The organism is Saccharolobus solfataricus (assembly GCF_900079115.1).
Classification (GTDB): domain Archaea; phylum Thermoproteota; class Thermoprotei_A; order Sulfolobales; family Sulfolobaceae; genus Saccharolobus; species Saccharolobus solfataricus.
This window is the reverse complement of the sequence record NZ_LT549890.1, coordinates 1672900-1693569: the sequence shown is the minus strand read 5'-3', so window position 1 is coordinate 1693569 and position 20670 is coordinate 1672900. Positions and strand designations below refer to the sequence as shown.

At 36.6% G+C, this 20670-nt stretch carries 18 protein-coding genes and 9 pseudogenes; 15 read left to right on the top strand and 12 right to left on the bottom strand.

Going from position 1 to position 20670, the window contains the following annotated elements:
* Positions 1-357: 357 nt before the first annotated feature.
* Positions 358-708: pseudogene (locus SSOP1_RS09040) on the top strand (transposase); the annotation flags it as partial.
* 83 nt (positions 709-791) lie between these two features.
* Positions 792-1232: a hypothetical protein gene (locus SSOP1_RS09035; RefSeq protein WP_010923574.1), complete on the top strand. Its 441-nt coding sequence runs from the start codon at positions 792-794 to the stop codon at positions 1230-1232.
* A 186-nt stretch (positions 1233-1418) separates the two neighbouring features.
* Here the strand turns inward: SSOP1_RS09035 and SSOP1_RS17115 are convergent.
* Positions 1419-1571 (bottom strand): annotated as a pseudogene (locus tag SSOP1_RS17115) (4Fe-4S dicluster domain-containing protein); the annotation flags it as partial.
* A gap of 151 nt (positions 1572-1722) precedes the next feature.
* On the opposite strand from SSOP1_RS17115, the gene SSOP1_RS09025 reads away from it, so the two are divergent.
* The 7 genes from SSOP1_RS09025 (at position 1723) to SSOP1_RS09000 (ending at position 5773) form a co-directional block, all read left to right on the top strand.
* Positions 1723-2163: a hypothetical protein gene (locus SSOP1_RS09025; RefSeq protein WP_009989075.1), complete on the top strand. Its 441-nt coding sequence runs from the start codon at positions 1723-1725 to the stop codon at positions 2161-2163.
* Between the two features lie 28 nt (positions 2164-2191).
* Complete coding sequence (locus SSOP1_RS09020) at positions 2192-2632, top strand: hemerythrin domain-containing protein (protein ID WP_009989074.1); 441 nt, start codon at positions 2192-2194, stop codon at positions 2630-2632.
* Between the two features lie 46 nt (positions 2633-2678).
* Positions 2679-3722, top strand: a complete 1044-nt coding sequence (locus tag SSOP1_RS09015; protein ID WP_009989072.1) for a hypothetical protein — start codon at positions 2679-2681, stop codon at positions 3720-3722.
* Positions 3719-4441 carry a hypothetical protein gene (locus tag SSOP1_RS09010; RefSeq protein ID WP_009989071.1) on the top strand — a complete coding sequence of 241 codons (723 nt, stop codon included), beginning with the start codon at positions 3719-3721 and terminating at the stop codon, positions 4439-4441. The genes SSOP1_RS09015 and SSOP1_RS09010 overlap by 4 nt, the downstream gene beginning before the upstream one ends.
* A gap of 73 nt (positions 4442-4514) precedes the next feature.
* Entirely contained in the window at positions 4515-5099 is a 585-nt protein-coding gene (locus tag SSOP1_RS09005; RefSeq protein ID WP_009989066.1) for an IS607 family transposase, read from the top strand.
* Positions 5077-5301 (top strand): hypothetical protein, encoded by a 225-nt coding sequence (locus tag SSOP1_RS17680; RefSeq protein ID WP_014511699.1) that lies wholly within the window; start codon positions 5077-5079, stop codon positions 5299-5301. The genes SSOP1_RS09005 and SSOP1_RS17680 overlap by 23 nt, the downstream gene beginning before the upstream one ends.
* 229 nt (positions 5302-5530) lie before the next feature.
* Complete coding sequence (locus SSOP1_RS09000; RefSeq protein ID WP_009989065.1) at positions 5531-5773, top strand: sulfurtransferase TusA family protein; 243 nt, start codon at positions 5531-5533, stop codon at positions 5771-5773.
* 54 nt (positions 5774-5827) lie between these two features.
* Here SSOP1_RS09000 and SSOP1_RS08995 read toward each other — a convergent pair whose 3' ends face one another.
* From SSOP1_RS08995 to SSOP1_RS17850, 3 genes are all read right to left on the bottom strand, one after another.
* Positions 5828-6967 carry a peptidase U32 family protein gene (locus SSOP1_RS08995; RefSeq protein ID WP_009989064.1) on the bottom strand — a complete coding sequence of 380 codons (1140 nt, stop codon included), beginning with the start codon at positions 6965-6967 and terminating at the stop codon, positions 5828-5830.
* 289 nt (positions 6968-7256) lie between these two features.
* Entirely contained in the window at positions 7257-7424 is a 168-nt protein-coding gene (locus SSOP1_RS17105) for a hypothetical protein (protein ID WP_009989062.1), read from the bottom strand.
* 88 nt (positions 7425-7512) lie between these two features.
* Positions 7513-7644, bottom strand: a complete 132-nt coding sequence (locus tag SSOP1_RS17850; protein ID WP_009989060.1) for a hypothetical protein — start codon at positions 7642-7644, stop codon at positions 7513-7515.
* Between the two features lie 181 nt (positions 7645-7825).
* On the opposite strand from SSOP1_RS17850, the pseudogene SSOP1_RS17675 reads away from it, so the two are divergent.
* Positions 7826-8525, top strand: a pseudogene (locus SSOP1_RS17675) (hypothetical protein).
* A gap of 376 nt (positions 8526-8901) precedes the next feature.
* On the opposite strand, the pseudogene SSOP1_RS17670 reads toward SSOP1_RS17675, so the two are convergent.
* Positions 8902-9286, bottom strand: a pseudogene (locus tag SSOP1_RS17670) (IS6 family transposase); the annotation flags it as partial.
* A 368-nt stretch (positions 9287-9654) separates the two neighbouring features.
* Here SSOP1_RS17670 and SSOP1_RS08980 point away from each other — a divergent pair.
* Entirely contained in the window at positions 9655-10665 is a 1011-nt protein-coding gene (locus tag SSOP1_RS08980) for a potassium channel family protein (protein WP_010923573.1), read from the top strand.
* A gap of 610 nt (positions 10666-11275) precedes the next feature.
* On the top strand, positions 11276-11974 hold the full coding sequence (locus SSOP1_RS08975; RefSeq protein ID WP_009990004.1) for a TIGR00266 family protein: 699 nt from the start codon (positions 11276-11278) through the stop codon (positions 11972-11974).
* A gap of 306 nt (positions 11975-12280) precedes the next feature.
* On the opposite strand, the gene SSOP1_RS16485 is transcribed toward SSOP1_RS08975, so the two are convergent.
* The 3 genes and pseudogenes from SSOP1_RS16485 to SSOP1_RS08965 form a co-directional block, all read right to left on the bottom strand.
* A complete protein-coding gene (locus SSOP1_RS16485; RefSeq protein ID WP_009990005.1) occupies positions 12281-12409 on the bottom strand; it encodes a ribbon-helix-helix domain-containing protein in 129 nt (42 codons plus the stop codon).
* Between the two features lie 503 nt (positions 12410-12912).
* Complete coding sequence (locus tag SSOP1_RS08970) at positions 12913-13884, bottom strand: coiled-coil domain-containing protein (protein ID WP_014511697.1); 972 nt, start codon at positions 13882-13884, stop codon at positions 12913-12915.
* Between the two features lie 1027 nt (positions 13885-14911).
* A pseudogene (locus tag SSOP1_RS08965) lies at positions 14912-15362 on the bottom strand (transposase); the annotation flags it as partial.
* A 58-nt stretch (positions 15363-15420) separates the two neighbouring features.
* Between SSOP1_RS08965 and SSOP1_RS16480 the strand changes: the two are divergent.
* Positions 15421-16434 (top strand): annotated as a pseudogene (locus SSOP1_RS16480) (IS630-like element ISC1078 family transposase).
* A gap of 8 nt (positions 16435-16442) precedes the next feature.
* Here SSOP1_RS16480 and SSOP1_RS08955 read toward each other — a convergent pair.
* The 4 genes and pseudogenes from SSOP1_RS08955 to SSOP1_RS08940 all read right to left on the bottom strand — a co-directional run.
* Positions 16443-16895: pseudogene (locus SSOP1_RS08955) on the bottom strand (helix-turn-helix domain-containing protein); the annotation flags it as partial.
* Positions 16896-17301: 406 nt separating this feature from the next.
* Positions 17302-17745 (bottom strand): annotated as a pseudogene (locus SSOP1_RS16475) (IS5/IS1182 family transposase); the annotation flags it as partial.
* A 221-nt stretch (positions 17746-17966) separates the two neighbouring features.
* Positions 17967-18353: a type II toxin-antitoxin system VapC family toxin gene (locus tag SSOP1_RS08945; protein WP_009993270.1), complete on the bottom strand. Its 387-nt coding sequence runs from the start codon at positions 18351-18353 to the stop codon at positions 17967-17969.
* Positions 18346-18579, bottom strand: a complete 234-nt coding sequence (locus SSOP1_RS08940; RefSeq protein ID WP_009993269.1) for an AbrB/MazE/SpoVT family DNA-binding domain-containing protein — start codon at positions 18577-18579, stop codon at positions 18346-18348. The genes SSOP1_RS08945 and SSOP1_RS08940 overlap by 8 nt, the downstream gene beginning before the upstream one ends.
* 360 nt (positions 18580-18939) lie before the next feature.
* On the opposite strand from SSOP1_RS08940, the pseudogene SSOP1_RS08935 reads away from it, so the two are divergent.
* Both SSOP1_RS08935 and doxD read left to right on the top strand, forming a co-directional pair.
* Positions 18940-19815, top strand: a pseudogene (locus SSOP1_RS08935) (transposase).
* A 307-nt stretch (positions 19816-20122) separates the two neighbouring features.
* Entirely contained in the window at positions 20123-20665 is a 543-nt protein-coding gene (gene doxD / locus SSOP1_RS08930) for a thiosulfate:quinone oxidoreductase large subunit (protein ID WP_009990352.1), read from the top strand.
* Positions 20666-20670: the final 5 nt, after the last annotated feature.

Sequence of the window (20670 nt, the reverse complement as noted above, 5' to 3'; positions counted from 1 at the left end):
ACCAGTTTTTTTTAACTGTCATAAAGCCTAAAAAGTCATCTTAGACCAAAAGTTTAGTTTATAATGATAAATAACTATGTTTCATATTATAAGTTAGCTAAAATAAACTCTTTTTATTAGGGAGTGTTCTCATGCAGTCATCTTATTCGAAAAGTATTAGTAAAATTGAATCAGGCTAGAAATTTTCACAATTAGTCGTTTCGATCGTGACGTTATCCAAGTTGATTAAAATGGCAATTCATGAGTAATATTAATAAGAAATTAGGATGAGATAATATTATGGTAAAGGCAATTTCAACTGAAAAGGACCTCTTGCTCAAGGTAGATAAATCCTTCCCTTGAGAAACGTTTAGGAGTAAGCTTAAGTCCCTTTACTCCAAGAAGCCTAAGTGGAACGTCATCTCACTCCTCAAACTCCTCCTAATCAAGCTCATTTTCGACATCTCTTGGAATAACTTGGAGGGAGAAATTAGGGACAGTAAGATGTTTATGGACTTCTTGGGCGGGAAAATTCCACCAAAGAGCACAGTATTCTCCTTCTACAAGAAACTACAACAAACAGTTATTCAAGAGGGCGAGACGATGAGAACAACACTGATGGATGAGTTAAACAAGGCTTTGGACAAGGCGATCAGCGAGTATAGGGAAAAGGGCTTTGAACTTGAAGTTGGGAGAGAAAAAACGATAGGTTCGAGGACTACCACATAATTGACACATTCTTCCGTGAAGCCTACCCAGGAAAGAGGAGTCTTCAAAACGGTCTTGAGAAGATCTCACTTGACCTTAAGGAGATGGGGTTCAATGACGTTTTTCTCCTCATGGGTTATACTACTTCCAAGCTCAAGAGCTTCACAGCCTTTAGGAAGTATAAGGGTTGGGGTAGGAAGCACGGTAAGTCCTACTTCGGGTTTAAGGTCTGTAATCTTGTGGAAAGGAGGACTAATTTCGTTAGGGACTTCAAGGTTGGATTGGCTAATTTGAGTGATCTAGCCTTTTCATTTGATAACGTTAAGTTAATGGCTGATAGGGCTTGGATTTCTAGGAAGGACGTCTTAGTTAAGGGTGTTGGTAGTGCTAGGCTTCCGGTTGAGGGTAGTGGTGTTGAGATTAGGGAAGGTAAGGCTTCGTCTACAACCTTAAGGGGAGTGGTTATGGAGGTATTCTTCCTTAACTTCTATCGTGATCTCGAAATTCTTTCGACGAGGATTAGGACGAAGGTACTCGTTAATTAACGAGGTTCGTTTACGTGTTTACTTATTGTTATGGCAAATTTTATTGCAAGATTGTACAATTATCTGTATTTTCCCTCATTAATATATATTATATTATTTTTTATGGCTGAATATAATGAAGAATAGTATAATCTGAGATGTTGTAATTATAATGGTTTTTAATTTTGCTCAAATCGGACAACGTCACGAACCGTCCGCAATACATACGTCAAAGTCAACACCAACAATAGTACCATGAACGCCTAGGACTTTAGGCTCATCAACTGGTCCATATATCTTATGACCTTCGTGCTCTCCTACTACTTGTCTACTTTGTCTGTAGTTAGGATCTATGCCCACACTGCCTCACCAAGTTACATTGTATTGTAAACTGCTAAAATAGAACTCACCTAATGTTTTAGGTATTTTTAATGACTTGGTTATTTTTTGACTAAAATGTAAGGGCTATGTCTTATTTTGATGGTAAACAAGTATAACCATAGCGAGAAAAATGATAACCCCTCAGCAGATAAGGGAAGAGGAAGAAGCAAAGAAAAAATTAGGAATAGCTAAGACGATTGAGTTACCCATTGGCGGTTCCATGTTTTATTTTGATATTCCAGACAATCCAATGGTATACGTTAGTGAAATAAGTGGAATAATCTACATAAACGGGTCAAGCTATTGGGAACCCGAACTACTCATGTTGAAAGACTTAACGAAGGAGTTCGTAAATCAAACCATAGAGTTAGCTAAGGTAATTAGCAAAACCGTGTCCAAGATTGATGACATTCAACTGGGATTAGATGAGAAGAAAAATATTGAGAAGAGGAAATTTTACGTTCTAATTGGGGATATCATAGAGATAGGATTCTATTACAACCTTTACCTTCCAGACGGAAAGAGAAACGGTATAGTGGAGATAATACCTTACTATAAGCAGTATAAATAATAATTAGGGTGCTCGTATTAGTGATAATATGCTATCACTTGTTTTAACATTAGACCACAGAAGACTTGAGGGTTTAATAGATGAATTATTGGCAAATCCCAATCTTTCTCTTTACGGCGTAATATGGAAAGCATATAAAAATCACATTTATTGGGAAGAGGAAATTCTATTTAAAAGGGTTACAGACACATCTTTACTTGCCATTATAAGAGGTTTGGAGACTGAACATGGAAGTATGTGGATACTACTAAAACAAACAGAGGAGCTATTAAGATCTAATGAGATTGAAGGAGCAAGGGAGAAAATACGCGAGTTCATGAGAGTACTTTTGGAGCATGATGGTGCTGAGGAGGGAAGTATATATCAGTTTTTAGAGTCTCTATCAGATGAGGAACAAGCTAGGCTAATCTTGGAAGACATAGCATTAGCAGAACCTCCAAGAGATTGGAAATGCCACGCAATTACCTAATACCTTAGGTGCTTCATATAAATCCTTATTTTAAGGGAAAAAGCATATGAGATTACCACTTTTACTAATGATCGTTGGAATACTATTATTACTACTTGGAGGTATACCGGCAGTATTTGAATTCATGGACATGCAAGGGTTCTTCTTAGATCCTACAGCCTCCCTATTTCCAGCACACTGGTTTATAATGATTTACGGATTCTTCGGTGCCTTGATAGGAAACGAGATACTGGTAGCTCTAAGTGTCGAATGGAGTGGAAAAACTGCTGATAATAAGTTAATAGTAATCTATTTATTGTCTATAATTTTAGCCTCAATCTCATTTCTTTTCATTAGCCAACAGTTGGGATTTATTTTTACCTTATTAGGAATGGCAATCCTTCTTTATTATTCACGAGAATATTTGGGAACTTCAAGGTTAGGCTTACAACCTACAACTTACAACTGGCTACTGTTTTACTCAATTATGATATCAACTGCAATAGTGGCACTTCAACTGGGATTAGGATATGCAATACCTTATGTAAATCTAATATTCCCAGCTAGTATGATTTTGGCTGTAATGGATAGGGATGTAGCGCTTGTTACTGGAATAAAGATAGCTAGACATTGGGAAAACGTTTTAGCCTTCATATTATTAGTCATAGGGATGGGGGTTTATCCTAATGGCAGTATTTTAATGATTATAGCTTGGATCTTGTCGTTTCACGCTTCTGGGTTATACAGATTTAAGGGGAGAAAATATCCAATTCTCCACCTAACAACTGCGTGGATATACCTTTTACTTGCGTCAATATTCATTTTCAATTATGACGTATATATTCACGCATTGGCAGTCGGTTTCCTCTTTAACACGGTATTTGGAGTAGATGTAGTATTGATGGACTTGTTTGTTAATGCCTTTGAAAGAAGGGTACGTATTAAGCCATCTTATGTTCCTTTCGTCCTAGTAAACCTCGGCTTAATAATGAGGTTTTTGTACGATTTTGGGTTGTCAATACCAATCCTTTTATTGTCTGCCCCGTTACAAGGAATTGGAATACTCTCATTTTTCGCACTAACACTTAAACAAGTGGTGATGGCTAAATGAACAGAGGTAAGGTTAGAAATCACGCGCTGTATTTTTTAGGAGTCCTCACTTACGTAGTTGCTCTAATACCATTCCTTACTGTTAATCTAGTGAGAACATTAATACTTGCTCCAATAATAATTTATACTCTACCAATAATGGAATATTTACAACCAAAAGTCATGTCCCTAAAGATAGGATATAAGGACATACTACTAATGATACCTCCAATTATTCCCTATGTGTTCCTTCCGTATAATGAGCAATCAATTTACATTTTAATACCATTAGCACTAATGTTACTTACATTCACGTTATATCTTGCAAAATATACCATGTGGGGAAACGTAATAGGTACTGCGTTTGAAGCATCCATATCGATAGTATGGGGATTATTCGTCCATAACTTCCTATTCCTCATACCCTCAATATACTGGTTACTATACATCTTTGTTGGGGCATTGTACGTGGAATACAAGATACCGTTTAGAAGGCTAAATAAAAGAATCGTACAGATAAGTTGGATCATCTCATTAGTTTCGCTAATAGTGTTAAGTTTAAAGAATCCAATCACCCTAATAACGTTACTAGAGCCGTCAACCAGATATCTAATACCGGGAGAAAAGTTGAAATCCACTAAGGAAATAAAGGATTTAGGTAAGAGAGGCTCAAAGAGGGATATGCTCTTTGTGGCACTATTAGCTATAACCTATACGTTCTCAATAGTATTCCCAATCTGACTTCCTCACGCCTTTGCCAACAGTTTCCGATAAACCGTAAAGTTTATATTATTTTGCCACAAACTCTTATACAATGCTAAGACCTAAGGAAGCATGCCAAAGACTAGGAATATCCTATGCAACACTTAGAGAATACGTTAAGAAAGGATACATAAAACCAGTTATACTACAGAGCGGAAAATGGAGATTCAGAGAAGAAGACGTAGAGAAATTAATGGGAATAGTGAAAAGGAGAAAGGTGGTACTTTACGCCAGAGTATCATCTTCCACGCAAAAAGACGATCTAGTAAACCAAGTGAAGTACCTAGAGGAACAAGTCAAAGAATACGACCAAGTTATCACAGACATAGGTTCCGGGTTAAACATGAAGAGAAAGGGGTTCTTGAAGTTGTTGAGAATGATATTAAACAACGAAGTATCACGCGTAGTTATTGCTTACCCAGACAGACTTGTTAGATTCGGCTTCGAAATCCTAGAGGAAGTGTGCAAATCACACAACTGTGAAATAGTAGTAATAAACCAAGAGGACAAGACACCGGAAGAAGAATTGGTTGAAGACTTAGTCTCAATACTAGTCTTGTTCAGTGGGAAACTGTATGGTATGAGAAGTCATGAATACGAAAAGGTGAAGAAATGTGTTGAAGAACTTAAGGCTTAAGTCATTCCAACCAGGGAAAGAGTACGTTAGTATTTTGGAAAAGTTCTTAGACTATGATCTAGTGGTATATCCTTTGCCTAAAGCTATAAACTTTCTGAAAGCACTAGTGTTTACTTGTTGTTATGGTAAATTTTATTGCAAAACTGTACAATTATCTGTATTTTCCCTTATTAATACATATTATATTATTCTTTATGGCTGAATATAATGAAGAATAGTGTAATCTGAAATGCTGTAATTATAATGGTTTTTAATTTTGCTCAAATCGGACAACGTCTCGTATAAGACACTTTTCTATCGTTAAAACGCTAGACTTGTCTTTCCCTTGTTAAAGAAAGCAGAGGAGAGCTTGAGTAGTGGGATAATAGGTATAAAATGGAAAAAATTGCATATATGACAAGTTTTATAAACCTTAAGAAGTACTCTATATTATGTCTCAAGAGGTTAGGATTGCGAAAACGTTAGATGCTAGGGGTATGTATTGCCCTGGTCCAGTTTTGGAGACAGCTAAGGCAATTAAACAAATAAATGTTGGTGAGGTTTTGGAGATATTGGCTACTGATCCAGCAGCTAAGCCAGATATTGAGGCTTGGGCTAGAAGGACTGGAAACCAAATAGTAGATATACAACAACAAGGAGGAGTAACAAGAATATTAATAAAAAGAGTGAAATAATCTTAGAGGATAACTAATTATTGTTGTTCTTTTTTATTTAAAAGGGAAAAACTATTATTTTCTTTCTTTAAATTTCGGTATTATATTGATCGGATAAGGTTGCCTTATGCTCCATTCACTGCTCTTAAACGGTTCTCCATTTACAGTCATTACTCTTTCAGCTACGATATCGCAATATTTACATTCCTTACAGCTTCTCGTATCACAATCGTTAGTGAAAAAGAACTTTATCCATCCCTTAGGGAACTTAGTATTATCTATCCTTACCGAAGTCAGTATAAAGTAGGATGAAGGTCCATTAACCATCTGAACTGCCTTAGTAGCTGCTCTCCCTTGAGGATAGCTAACGAGATCTAAGAGATCTCCTTCGTACTTCCTCTCAGCATAAGCTTTTACTACTCTTAATATCCAATCCGTCTTTTTATTTCTACCTGCAATTTTAAATCTATTTATCCCTATCTCCTCATAGTATTTTATATCCTCTGGTCTAATCCACCTACTCCTTATCAAATTCGCTGGGTCGTTTAAAACATCGGTTGCACATAACAGTACGGGGTACTCAAACCAAACGTCATTTACTCCGTTTACCATTGAAGTGACTGAGGAAATATTATCATGTGTAAGTCTAAATGGACATCCATAAAGACAAGAATTATTAAGTATTAATTCTATTTCAAATCTATTAGCTCTTGATAATGCAGCCACTTCTTTCAGTAATTTGAAATCCCTATTTGCATCCTCATGCATAATTATAGTGTTAACGCCTAAATTCGTATACTCCTCAACTTCCCTTACGTTCCGAATTCTAGAAAAGGAAGACGCAGAAACTTCCAAGTCAGGGTATTCAGTTCTTATAAGTCTTATCAGAAACGGCAATGCAACTATAAAACCATCAACTCCGAAATTTACTAACTTGTCAACCTCTTTCATTACTTTACCAATAAATTCCGTATCATATTCCTTGCCTAATAACGTGTTAGTATTCATTGTGTAAAGAAATTTTATACCATAGGAGTGCGCTAAACTAATATGAGTCTCGAATTGTTCTTCCTTAATATGGGGTACAATAAAACCAGCCCTACCATGTCCTGTTATAGTCCTCTTAAAACTACCGAAAATATATTTAACATCCGGGTACCTCTTTAATCCTTCTAACAAGGAATCATCAAAATTTGTCGCAACTACCAACTTCATAGGATATTAAACTTTTCATTCGAAATAAGATTAGCTAAGATAAGCCTTACGAGAAGTTATTTAACGGAGTTTAGCGTTACTACTTCTAGTAAGTCTATAGTCTAGTATTATTTTATAAAATATTATTGAAAATAATTCCATTGTATTTGCCTTAATGAATACATAAAGCTTATCAACTTGATTAATTGATTCCTTGTTATCACTATTTATAAGAAACTTATTGATGAATTATAAAGTATAACAAATTTCTGGAAACAGTAGTGTAGTTCTAGAGCCTTCTTATAGAGCATTAGTATAGTCTTCTCCATATTTCTACCAGCCCTATTAGTAAAACTCCTATTTCTACCGAGAGCTTCCTATGTTCGTAAACTAGTTCTTGTATTACTTTCGAATGCTCAATAACTGCATTCTGTAAACCTCTTATTGCCTCAGAATGCTCATTTACCGCTTTCTGCAATTCTTGTATAGCTTTCGAATATTCTCCTAAAACCCTATTGTGTTCATTAATATTTTTTGCGATTCAACTACTGTTATTTGTAATTGTTTTATTGCTTGAGTGTTCTCTTCAAGCTTTTTATCACTATTTCATCCTTAAGTTTTTCATAAACTTTCTCAGCTAACGCTGATATTAGTTGGGGGCTCTTAATTATAGTATCAATTATCTCTTCGTTACTCATAAGATACTTTTATCTTAATGGGGGTTAAGGGGGCGAAAGTCCCCTTCCGTGAGGGCAGGGTAGCTCACTGATGACTAGTATAAAAAATGGTATATATGTTACGCACTGTTTTCAAGAAACTACTAGTAATACTCATTTGTCAAAGATTGATTTTTAAACTCTTTTACATATACAAAAATATATGAGTAGTGAGAAGGTCGTTGATGAAATCCTTAGAAACCCACATCTAATTTCTGCAATAGCTGATAAAGTTTATGAAAAATTAAAGGATGAAATAGTGATAAAGAGATTGGAAGAAAATACTAAAAGCATTCAGCTTTTACAAGAGACAATAAGATCCTTGCAAGAAGAGGTTAAGAGGCACAGTGAGGCTATTACGTCATTACAGCAAGAAGTCAAAAAGCAAGGAGAAGCAATAGTCTCTCTCCCAAAAAGGAATTGAAAGACATTCCAGGATCATTCTTAGACTAGTTAGGAGTCAAAAGAAGTTTTCAGTTGAGTTAGGTAGTTTTACTTCTAGGGCCGGTAAAGGGTTTGAAAGGACAATGTTAAAACTTTATAGGAAAGCTTTAGAACTTCATGGTGTAGATCCTAAGAGGGTTGAACACGGTACGATCGTTGATACTGTTGGTATCATAGAGAAAGGCAGGTCATTTGAGGTCGTCTTCTATGAGACTGATGATTATATCTACGTCTTCGAGATAAAGAACTTCTCAGATAAGGGCGTTATTGATCAAGTTTTCATAAGGAAGAAGTTATTCTCAGCACTTTACAGCAAACCTTTAAAAGTATTTGTAGTTACTAACTATATAGAAAGGGAAGTTAAAGAGAAGCTTGAGAAGGAGGGAGTTGAGATTATAGCCTCATATGTTGTCGATTAACGTCTTATTAACAGAAGTATTCAGTGTCTATCATTGTATTGATTTCTTCCCCACCCTAAAGGATTCCCTTAGGATGGGTCACAGGTTTGGCGTTTACCTTCATCTTCATCACTTCATAGCTATTGAGATTAACCCACTCCGCTCCATTCATCCAGTAGTAGACCACGGGCTTGATCTTCAGTCCAATTCCCCCCTACCTATCCCTCTGTGATTTCCTCACCCCCGCCTTTATAGAACTCGAGGATATGTAGATAGTACGGGGACACTTCAGCAACCCTACGCCATTCTAATGTTCCCCACACCTTATTGATTCGTTCCTCAATATTTTAAAGTATGCAGGAGTGTAGTCAACAATTTCATTCATTTGAAATATTTTATTTATTATTACTCCATTATCCACTAAATACACTTGAGAGTAAAGAAGGTTGTAGATTAGGAAGAAGGTCTGAGCAAATTGGTTAACCTATTGGAACTCCAAAGGAAAGGTCATTGAGGTGAGCCTAAGCTTTAAGGTCCTAAATCCTTGTTCAGCGTTATATCCAAACGTAACCCTCTTATGCCAAACATTAAACCAGTCAAAGGCATTGTAAACTGGTAAACCATCGTGCAAATAAACTACCCTACTTCTAAAGTACCTACTCGCAATCTCCTCAACACCGCTCGTGTTAACAGGACTATTAATACGTGAAAACCATTCCTCAAGCTATCGTGAAGAAAGGAATAATCATAGTCACAACACCCCTAATAGTCCGAACGTAGTAATAATTACCCATAAATGCAAAGGATGAGGGCAACAATTTTGTTAATGTAGTATAAATCATATAAAGTATTAGTTAATTTTCAATTAAACGATAGGTTAGCTTTAACGAGGAGAAGATGTAGTAATTTTAAAATCCTTTTTCAAAATTTCATTAAAATTAATGCGTTTAGCTAAGGCGATACTAGAGGAGTTTAAATTAATTTTAAATAAATGAACTTGTTATCTACGCTTAGACATTTAAACGATTAGTACCTAAAATTTTTTTAGTTTAGAATACCTTAGAGGTTTTATGCATAAAAAGAGTGGTTCTCGCTCTTTCTCAAAAATCTTTCCTACTTGCATATCACTTTCTGCTAGAGGAAGTATGCTATGAACAAGGAGAGAGTTTGGAATAGGATTATAATACCCCTTTTAGAAAATTTAGTCGCACCGTATTCTGTTGTTAGAAGGATTTACGTTCAAATCATCCTTTTAGGGGTTGCAGTCCTCATAAATGCTGTAGTTTTCATAACTTATCAACATTTAGATTGGATTTCAGCAATTTACGCTGGTGTTAACGTTGTAACTACTGTAGGACTATACTCTCCAAATATATATCAAATGCCCTCAAACGAGAAGATAATACTAACGTTAACGATTATTCTAGCCGTGGGATTATATACTAGTATTGTTCAAAGTATAATAGCTACACTTATAAGCAGATCCACATGGAATGATGTAAAAGCAAGATGGAGGGGAAAACATATGAAAGGGCATACAATTCTAATAGGGAATGGCAGTGAATTATTAAGTGCCGTAAGAAGATTAAATAGATTAAGTATAGATTACATCGTTTTGACCACGTCTAAAGATATTGCAGATAAAATTAAAGGGGATAACGTAATATTAGGGGATCCCAAGGATGATAATACCCTACTAAGTGCTGGTGTAAAAGAAGCTAAGAATGCAATAGTCATGCTAGAAGACGATATGGAAGCGTTATTGGTTACGCTTAAATTACAAAAACTTAATCCACCATTGCAAGTTATTGTCGCAATTAGGGATGACTCGTTAAGGGATTTGTTTAATACGGCAGGGGCTGATTTAGTAATATCCAGAGAAGATATAATTGGGAGAATAGCTGCAAGTGCAGCAGTCTCTACAAACATAGCAGGTTTGATATTTCCAGAAAGATCTGGAGACATGATTATAGGGATATTCCACGTTACGAAAAAGAGGAGAATTAAGGACTTACCAGATGGCGTAGTACCCTTAGCCATAATAAGAGGAAATAGGATAGATCCATTCTTCACTAAGGAAACAGAGTTAAATATTGGAGAGCAACTAGTAGTTTTAGGAAATCCCTCTACATTTCGAGAGGTAAAGGAACTGTTGGAATGATTCTTCATTTTTAGTAACTTATAGGTTTTTAGTTTATGATTGTTTCCTAAACTTACTGAATTTTTGCGGGTTTTAAGACTCTTTACAAACCCAACTTAAACATTTAACATTAACTGAAATAAAGATAATATAGTTGTTGAGTGAAAAAAATTCAATAGACCAACTAAGCAGCTTGTGATTACGATTAACACTACATAAGAGGAACTTCAAATTTCCATTCAGCTTTCTTCCCACATCTTTTCAAAATACTGTAATACTTGATTTTACCCAAACTCTTGGAGAAAGGGCGATTCAAGTCTCCTTTGAGAATTGTAATTTGTAAATAATACGTTGTAAAAATGTTAGTATTGATAATCGTGTTTCTCTACTAATTAGTTGTCTTCATTTAGTTAATTTCGTAGAAATTTTTGAAATAAAGTGAATTCGCAATGGATGTCTGAATCCTCCTGGAGAATGGAATTATAGTAATAATTTTTAAGATCTTCGGTATTACCGGGAAAAATAAGACTTACTATATGTAAGTAGTTTAAAGAGTTTATTCACTTCTAAAATAGGAGATAAAAATCGTTGATTCATCAAAATTTATATACTATTAATATGAGTAGAGATCATGCCACAGTATGAAATTCTTGGAAAAGATTTACAGTACTTAAAAGTAATGTTAGGTGAAGGTGAAGCAATTTACGTGGATGCTGGGCACATGATCGCAAAACAAAGTTCAGTAACAATGAAGACGACTATGAGAGGCGGATTTTTCGGTGCGTTAAAGAGGGAGATAACTGGCGGATCGTTCTTTGTAACTGAACTTTATGGTCCAGGAGAAGTATACTTATCTGGTGTCTTCCCGGGCCCAATAGTCCAAATACAACTACAAGGTAATGGAATTTTAGCGGAGTCCCATTCTTTCTTATGTGCGGAAAACGGTGTAAATTATGATGCTACCTTAAATAAGCTAAGTGTAGGATGGTTGGGAGGAGAAGGTATATTTTTGGCCAAGTTTAGGGGAACTGGGAATGTATTCCTACACGCCTACGGAGGCTTAATTGAGAGATACCTTGACCCCGGAGAGAGGTTGCAAGTTGAAGCTGCTCATTTAATGGCATTTGAAGAAGGTATGAGATATGGCATTCAGCGGGTTGGAGGAATAAAGTCCATATTATTCTCTGGAGAAGGCCTGTTCTTCGTAGATATCGAAGGGCCAGGGAAAGTATGGTTACACACATTGACAGTTGAACAGTTGGCAGCGTCATTAAGGCCATACTTACCTCAAGGTCAACAAGGTGGTCCAAGTTTCAATATAGGGATATAATAATATATATCAACACTACACAATTAAAATATTTGGCGAAAGCGATATAAGGGGATTTAAACTAGGTTTCAAATGAATGAAAATGTTGCCCCCAACTCATTTGTGTTCTGATTCAAATTTCTCAGTTAAAGAGTGGGGAGTGTTCTCATGCAGTCATCTTATTCGATGTCATATAGTAAAATTACATCAAGTTTTCCCTATATTTCAATACCTATCCCTTTCTGAAAGGAAGTCTTCCAAGCTTTTTTCAATTGTTGGGAATTTAACCTCCTTAGATTTTTTACAACGTTTTTCCATTTATTAACTTCATTTAAACCTTAGTATCATTAGAAAGTTTAGCGCTTCATTTCTGGATGGAAAAATCCCTCTAGATACTATCTCATCAATTTCCTTTACTATTTCCTTTTTTAACCTAACGGAGATTAGTTCACTCATGTAGTATACTATGGATAGTATACTATAAATATGACGTAGAAACAAACATTAACTCATATCCCGCTATTGAGTTCTCATAGTATTTGCTCAAATCCCTCATGCACTTCTTCACTAGAAAGAGTGTTCCAAGTGCAAATAATTGAATGAATCTATGGACGAGTCTATAGAAAATTATTCAAAAATTAAAAAAGATAAGATACCAAGAAATTTTGAATTTTCTCTTGAAGTAAAACTGGAGAGTATTACTTAAGGGAGACCGTAGTGTTTCCAGAAAATTATTATACCTCATCATCCATCAATAAGTTACTTATAAGCTTAGATTAAAAAGAAAATTGAATGATTAGTTGTAGGATCCATATGCTTTATTAGGTCATTGCAATAGACGTAATTTTCATATTGTTTTTACATAGTAATACTAGACTATAAACTTAATGGAAATAGTAATTCGACCTATTCTTTAAATCTTTAGTATTAACATTCTCCCTCATAATTTACAACAAAAATTAGTCAATAACGTGGGAGGCAATAATCTCTACTCCCTCCTTTTCAAGCTTCTCCTTAACATCCCTCTCTATGTAATTAGTAACAACAAATACTTTTAGAGGCTTGTTATACAAGACCGAGAACAACTTCTTCCTTACGAAAACTTGGTCAATAACGTCCTTATCAGAGAAGTTCTTTATCTCGAAAACGTAGATGTAGTCGTTAGTTTCGTAAAAGTCAACCTCAAAGGACCTACCCTTCTCTATGATACCAACAGTATCGACAATATTGCCATGTTTAACTCTCTTGGGATCTACACCGTGCAATTCTAAAGACTTTTTATAAAGTTTTAGCATGGCTCTTTCCAACCCCTTACCAGCCCTCGAAGTGAAACTACCCAACTCAATCGAAAGTCTTTTTTGACTCTTAGCAAGCCTAAGAATAGCTTTAGAATGCTTTTTCACCTCTTCTTGGAGTGATACAATGGCTTCACCTTGTCTCTTCACCTCTTCTTGTAAGGACTTTACAGCCTCTTGGAGTGAAACTATCGCATCCCCATGTCTCTTCACCTCTTCTTGGAGTGATACAATGGCTTCACCTTGTTTTTCAACAGTCTTCTGGAGTGATACAATGGCTTCACCTTGTCTCTTCACCTCTTCTTGGAGTGAAACTATCGCATCCCCATGTCTCTTCACCTCTTCTTGGAGTGATACAATGGCTTCACCTTGTTTTTCAACAGTCTTCTGGAGTGATACAATGGCTTCACCTTGTCTCTTCACCTCCTCTTGTAAGGACTTTACAGCCTCTTGGAGTGAAACTATCGCATCCCCATGTCTCTTTATAGCCTCTTGTAGGGCTTGAATGCTCTTTGTGTTTTCCTCTAATTTTCTTATTACAATCTCGTCCTTTAATTTTTCATAAACTTTATCGGCCAGTGCTGAGATAAGCTGTGGGTTCTTTAAGATCTCGTCAATCAATCTTTCACTACTCATATATGTTTATATGGACATAAGACCTTATAAATCAAACTCTCATCCAAATAGGTTACACTAAATGGAAGAATTTGTGCGTTTGGTACCAAATCTTACGGTGAATCTTAAGCTTACTATTAGCCACCTATATAAGTCTTCTTCCTTGACCTCTTTCATGCCCTTGAGGTCTTGTTGACTAGGATTAGGGTCTTCGCTTATTGATTGGTTTGTTTAATTGTTTAGTTACGATTTCGGCAAATTTTATTGTGAATCTGTACAATTATCTCTATTCGATCTTTATTATATATTATATTGTTCTTTATGATTGAATTTAGCGTATAATAGTATGATATGAAATATTATAGTTATGATAATTATTCGATCCTACCTAACTTTGACAACGTCACTGGGTCCAATATTGTGCTTCATGGATCTGTTGCACTTTCACACAGAGTTAAGGGTAGATTCGGGCTTCTTTTGCGAATTCACTTTATTTTAAAGATTGCTATGAAATAAACTAAATGAAGATAACTAACTAGTAGAGATGCACGACTACCAATATTAACATTTTTACAACTATATTATTCACAAATTGCAATTCGCAAAGGAGACTTAAATCGCCCTTATTTCTATTAGCTACCTCTAAAAACAAGTAATTGAGAGAACTGTCGATACGATATAATTTTATTACAAATTAGAGAATAAGGTTACAACATGAGGGAGTGTTCTCATGCAGTCATCTTATTCGATATTATATAGTAAAATAAAATTAAACTAGAAATTTTCACAATTAATCGTTTTAATTGAGATGTAGCTAAGGAATTAGAACGTGAAAAACGGCCTCTGAAAAAGGTTTATTTGCGAGGGTTATGAAATCTTTTTGTGGTAGTACTAGAATGGATCTCGAAAAGCCTTGCATATAAGCTTTTCTAAAATAATGTCTTTGTTCAAATTTCTATATCTTAAACGTTAAACGAGCGTTTTTCCATACTACTCCAATATTTTTACAAACGTTTTTTGAATTTCATGACTGTTTGAGAACACTCCCTCAAAAACAAATAATAGAACTCCTCCTCCATCGAATCAAGAGTGTACTCAAGATTATAATAAGTATTAACCCAGCGCTTCAAGTCCTTCCAGACCAACTCAATCGGATTCAAATCCGGAGAATACGGAGGTAAGAAAAGCAAGGTAATGCCGAGCTGAGAAGCAACGGAGAAAACATAAGCATTCTTGTGAAACTTAGCATTATCAAGAATCAACACGATAGGACCGGAATTCCTAAACAAGCGAAGAAACTCAGCAAAGATCTCGGAATTAACATTGGAATAGGTGAACATGAAACAAGGAACACCGTCAAACAAGGGAATAGAAGCGAGAACATTAAGCTTCCTACTGGGATAATCAACGGGAACATTATACAACCCCAATCTCCTAACCTTGGAAGGATCGTGATGAATACCTGACTCATCCGTGAAAAACACCTTAACACCCTTCTTATACTTCGTCAGACTTTAAAGAGCAAGATTTATATTTCATGAGTAATACTAAATTGTTATGCCGAAATCCAGAATGCACGGTATAAGGCTCAACAAGAAACAAGAGGAAGAGAGGAGGATTAACGCTGTAAAAGATGTGAGGAACGGGATGAGTATAAAGGACGTTGCCAAGAAGTATGACGTCTCCATCTTTACCGTGTACAAGTGGTTGAGGAAAGGTGACCTGAGCGCTAAGCCGAGGAAGGGACCCACGAAACTGAAGGACGAGGAAAAGCTCGTCCGAATCTTAGAAAAGAGCCCAAGAGATTTCGGCTTGAACTACGATTTCTGGACCTTGAAGCTCATAGCGTATATACTTGACAAGGAATTTGGGATAAAGTACAACCCGAGGAGTTTAAGCCCAGTCCTCAAGAAGTTAGGCTTCAAGTACAAGAAAGGAAAGAGAACTTACGTTAGAGACGATAACGCTGTAGAAAGGTGGGTGAAGGAACAAGGGGAGAAGCTTTTAAAAAAATAAGAGAAGGGTACAAGGTACACATCTTCGATGAGTCGTACGTGTCCTACATAAACAAGGGTAAAGGCTGGATGAAGGTCGGAGGAGGGATAAAGGTCAACCCTAAGAGGAAGAGGTTTGCAGTAGTAGGCGGGATAACGATTAGTAAAGAGGGAATAACTTTCTCCTATTCGACATACAAGAAGCCCTCGCTGAACTCAAAAGATATTATACTCTACTTGAGGAAGGTAATAAAGGACGAGAAGACCGTGATAGTGATGGATAATGCTAGAATACACGGTAATGAAGTGAGGGAATTCCTTGAGGAAAATGGGGTGGAGTTTGTTTATCTGCCGCCTTACTCTCCGGATAAGAGTCCGGCGGAGGGGCCGTGGGCAGTCCTCAAGAAAAGGCTCTACTCGAAGATTTACACGGACTTCGAGACCTTAATGTGGGATGCAACGAGGTTCCTACGCTCCATATCCAAGAGAGTAAATGACCTTACGTATAGTGTGAAGAGGTGCGGTGAACCTTTGGACGTCAATACTGAGTGAAGTTTTCTTGCCCTTTAAAGTCTGACGAAGTATAATAACACCCTTTAACCTCTCCCTCAAGATGTTATCTGCGTTAAAGGGCCTCTTCTTGTTATATGGTTTTATGTAGGGGATTTTCAATCTCTTTCTAGCTATTCTCCAAGCTGTTACATAGCTTAATTTAACGTGAAACTTCTCCTCTATGTAAGCCTTTGCTTCCCATATGTTTTTACCTTGAAGTTCTTCTACTTTTATCTCCTTTTCGTCTACCTTCTTGTTTCTTCCTTTTCTCTTCTTGTAGCATAGGCATTTCTCTCCTTCTTTCTCGAATTGGTTGATCCATCTGTAAACTGTGCTCAAGTGTACTTGTAGTATCTTGGCTATTTTTCTAGTGTTCATTCCTTTCAAGTATAGTAATATTCCTCTTGCTTTGGTTTCGTTTAGGTTCTTGGGCTTCTTTTCGATCAGCTTTCTGATCCTCCTTTTTAGTGTCCTAAGCACATCCATTTATCTTTAATAATTCTTTTTTTTTTGTCTAATATGTTTTGGGGAGATGCTGGGTTGAACTAGTAGTGTCCTAAGCACATCCATTTTCCAGCATCTCCCCACTAAGTTTGATAATCCCTTCTAGTCCCCTTTGCAGCTCCTACGGTGGCAGAGAATCCCGATCTGCTACGGTCACTTTGTTAGAGGCGGAGCATGTAGTGCCTATTAAGAAAAAGACTATAGATCCCTTACGTGAGAGTGTCCGGAATGTAATTATCTGAACGAATAGATAAACAGAATGATAAATATTAATATTGCCAGAAGGGTGAAACCCGGATAACCGAGAAAAACTTTATAATGGAAAAATATCAAGACGAGAGGATTTACCTATCGCGCATAGCGTTGCCTGATCGCGAGGAGGCGCGTCTCAGAGCTGAACGGCTCTACGTCCTGGAGGAGTCCTCCGTTGGATCGCGAGGAACATCTTGATGTTGTAGATCACTCCCAGGACGTGAAGGAAGACGTCGTTCCTCCAGGTCGTGGTCCCGTAGGGCCTCCAGAACGCGTTCAGGTAGGTGCCGAAGAACTCCACGTGGGCCCTCAGGGTAGTGAAGGGCTTCTCCCGCGCTATGAGCTGTGTCGGGGAGGGAGAGAATCCCTTGTCCGCGATCTTAATCCCCTTGAGCGGTGACTTGAACCTCTTGTCCGAGAAGTTGGCTGGCTTCACCGTGATGGACCTCACGAAGAGGGAGACGAAGATCATGGCCACTGCCTTGAGCCCGTAGTGCGAGACCCCTCTCTTCTTGGTCCACCTTCCCTCGAACCTCCTCTTGGTTCTCCCCAGGGAGAGCAGCTTCCTGGCCCTCTCCAGGTAGCATTTATAGGAAAATCGTTACACTTTTACGTTACATTAAAAATATATAATAAATCTTTCCGGTTAGATGAGAAATGTTTATTGATAAGCTATAATATTAAGAAGTACAATGAAAGATATTTATAAATACATGGATAAATATTTTGACTTTTTATAATAAGGGAATTTCCTAAAACTACTAAGTGAGAATAATTTTAACCCATTTTTCCAGCTTTTTCTTAGAATTCTCTTTTAACTTGAAGAATGTCGAAATCTTTATCGTTAGAGAAAATTATGTCTATCTTTTCCCTCTTTATTTGGGCTGAAATTATTGCATCATCCCAAAGATTATAGCTCAGATTCATATTCCTCAAAAGCTTTATGGCTTCAATTACGTCTTCCCACCTGGTTTCTAATATTTTTATTCCAGATTGTTGAATATAATTTATAAAAACGGGGATAATTTCAGATTTTCTCCTCCTCTCTAAGTGTGCAAGGACTTGGGAAATTATGAGAGTTGATGAATAAGCATCTTCATTTTCAGCCTTATTTAATAACTCCTTAGCTCTTTCCCCATAGGATGGATCAGAAAATAGAACATAGATAAATACGTTAGAATCAATCATTATCTTCAAATCCTAAAGCCTCCTCAATCTCCTCAATACTAACTCTTTCCCTTCCTGCAATTCCATAAATATTGTCCACACTTATCCTCCTTACAATAATAATAATCCTTCCCTTTTCGTCCACACTTATCTCAACTTTACTTCCTTCTTTCAAGTTAAGCCTCTCTCTAATATCCTTCGGTATTACAATCCTTCCTCTTTCATCAACTGTGACTATATATCCCATAAGTTGATTTTGTATTCCCACTTTATAAACTTTTCATAAAGATATACAGACCAAAGGAAGATCTCTTGCAGTCATCTTATTTAAAAAGTACTATTAGCGTTTATAGGAAAATCGTTACACTTTTACGTTACATTAAAAATATATAATAAATCTTTCCGGTTAGATGAGAAATGTTTATTGATAAGCTATAATATTAAGAAGTACAATGAAAGATATTTATAAATACATGGATAAATATTTTGACTTTTTATAATAAGGGAATTTCCTAAAACTACTAACCATGCTTGATTTTCTATGTGCTTTGTGGATTGCTTCAGAATTGTACAAAAAGTTTATAGATTATTCGTTTAAGTATTACCTATGGGAAAGAGTAAGTACAAGAGGGACTGGAGCAAGTACGACGAGAACGTCATAACTAGATATAAGTTGATGTTCCCCTTCTACGTATTCGAACATTGGTGGGACTTATTAGCAGAGGAGAACAGGAACGCTAGGACAAAGTATAAAGCTCCGAAGGAGTTCAACGACTTCCTAGCCTTCCTCCACATCTTCCTACCTTGCAATAGAAGGAGTATTAAGAGCCTTAGAACAATTGAAAATCATCCCCACAAGCCTCGATTACTCAACAATATGGGAGAGAGTGAGGAACATGAACATAACCTTCCCCGAGGCAAGTGACGAACTTGAAGTAATTGCAGACGCTACCGGCATTAGCACAAACACGGGAGGACAATACATTGTTGCCAAGTGGGGTAAGACTAGGGATTCAAAATTCCTCAAGATCGAGATAGTAATGGACAATAACGAATTCAACGTGATAAACGCTGAGGTCACTAGCAACGAGGTTGAAAGTGCTGTAAAAACAGTTAAGGATCTTCAAGATAAGGGAAAGAAGTTTTATGAAGATAAGACATATGATGCCAATGAGGTTTACAAGACCGGAGTTGAGGTTGTAGTTCCTCCCAAGAAGAACGCTTCTACTAAACGCCATCTTGCTAGACGTAAGGCTGTGCGGGAGTTTAGGAAGTTGGGTTATGATCGTTGGAGGGAGGAGAAGGGTTATGGCGTTAGGTGGCGGGTCGAGTCCTTGTTCTCTGTGAAGCGTACTTTTGGGGAATCGGTTAGACAAGTTTTGCTGGGCAAGTAGTTGAGGCTAAGCTCAAGTTCTGGGCTTACGCGTGGATGGTTAACTTGGCGAATTCTGTAGTCGGTAGGGCTCCGGGCATTAGGGTGTAAGCTTGAGAGGAACGTTGAAATAAATATTAATTACTGAAAAATTAGTGTTATACAATATCGTTTTAATGAGACAAATTGAACGAATCAACAAAGTATTTTCTATGGAAAGGTTTTTATACCAGAAGCTCTCTTATAGGATATAATTTTTAATCCTTTCTGTTATATACTTTATTTTAATTTATAAAATATGATTATTTTAATTATACTTTAAATAAAAACCTATTATTTAAAACTGCTTTAACTAGTTTTAACGAAAAATATTTTAACTAGTTTTAACTTTATTATATACATATAACAGGTGGGAAAGATGGCAAATAAACAAGTCGTAGATAACCTAACTAGAAAGGAATACTTGTTCCCTATAAGGTTCGCAGTAGGTTGGATGTTCTTCGATGGAGGTATAAGAAAAGCTATATTAAAACCGGCTAAACTGGATCCAAACTCCAGTTCCTTTGTAGGAGGAAAGTTAGTGAACTTTTTACCTCACGCGGGTCCATTTAAGGATTTTCTGCTCATGACTTTAGAAAATAGGACATTTGATGTAACATTCCTAACAATCTTCAGCTATGTAGAAATCTTAGTCGGTTTATTCTTAATAATAGGGTTCTTAACAAGACTTTCAGCATTTGGGGCAGCGGTAATGGCCATAGGCATGGCACCTGCGTATTGGTTAGGTTCAACATGTGAGGATGAGTGGCAAATTGGTTCACTTTTAACTGCTGGAGCAATAGTACTAATGCTAACCGCAGCTGGAAGAGTTTGGGGAGTAGATTATTACTTATATAAGAAGTTTGGTGATTGGTCCTTATCTAAAAAGATACCGTTATTGAACCTAATAAAGTTCTGGTGATTGGA

Bases quoted from the DNA above. Each gene is read 5' to 3' on its own strand.
- SSOP1_RS09035 (WP_010923574.1), top strand. From the start codon at position 792: ATGGGGTTCAATGACGTTTTTCTCCTCATGGGTTATACTACTTCCAAG.
- SSOP1_RS09025 (WP_009989075.1), top strand. From the start codon at position 1,723: ATGATAACCCCTCAGCAGATAAGGGAAGAGGAAGAAGCAAAGAAAAAA.
- SSOP1_RS09020 (WP_009989074.1), top strand. From the start codon at position 2,192: ATGCTATCACTTGTTTTAACATTAGACCACAGAAGACTTGAGGGTTTA.
- SSOP1_RS09015 (WP_009989072.1), top strand. From the start codon at position 2,679: ATGAGATTACCACTTTTACTAATGATCGTTGGAATACTATTATTACTA.
- SSOP1_RS09010 (WP_009989071.1), top strand. From the start codon at position 3,719: ATGAACAGAGGTAAGGTTAGAAATCACGCGCTGTATTTTTTAGGAGTC.
- SSOP1_RS09005 (WP_009989066.1), top strand. From the start codon at position 4,515: ATGCTAAGACCTAAGGAAGCATGCCAAAGACTAGGAATATCCTATGCA.
- SSOP1_RS09000 (WP_009989065.1), top strand. From the start codon at position 5,531: ATGTCTCAAGAGGTTAGGATTGCGAAAACGTTAGATGCTAGGGGTATG.
- SSOP1_RS08995 (WP_009989064.1), bottom strand. From the start codon at position 6,967: ATGAAGTTGGTAGTTGCGACAAATTTTGATGATTCCTTGTTAGAAGGA.
- SSOP1_RS17850 (WP_009989060.1), bottom strand. From the start codon at position 7,644: ATGAGTAACGAAGAGATAATTGATACTATAATTAAGAGCCCCCAACTA.
- SSOP1_RS08980 (WP_010923573.1), top strand. From the start codon at position 9,655: ATGAACAAGGAGAGAGTTTGGAATAGGATTATAATACCCCTTTTAGAA.
- SSOP1_RS08975 (WP_009990004.1), top strand. From the start codon at position 11,276: ATGCCACAGTATGAAATTCTTGGAAAAGATTTACAGTACTTAAAAGTA.
- SSOP1_RS16485 (WP_009990005.1), bottom strand. From the start codon at position 12,409: ATGAGTGAACTAATCTCCGTTAGGTTAAAAAAGGAAATAGTAAAGGAA.
- SSOP1_RS08970 (WP_014511697.1), bottom strand. From the start codon at position 13,884: ATGAGTAGTGAAAGATTGATTGACGAGATCTTAAAGAACCCACAGCTT.
- SSOP1_RS08945 (WP_009993270.1), bottom strand. From the start codon at position 18,353: ATGATTGATTCTAACGTATTTATCTATGTTCTATTTTCTGATCCATCC.
- SSOP1_RS08940 (WP_009993269.1), bottom strand. From the start codon at position 18,579: ATGGGATATATAGTCACAGTTGATGAAAGAGGAAGGATTGTAATACCG.
- doxD (WP_009990352.1), top strand. From the start codon at position 20,123: ATGGCAAATAAACAAGTCGTAGATAACCTAACTAGAAAGGAATACTTG.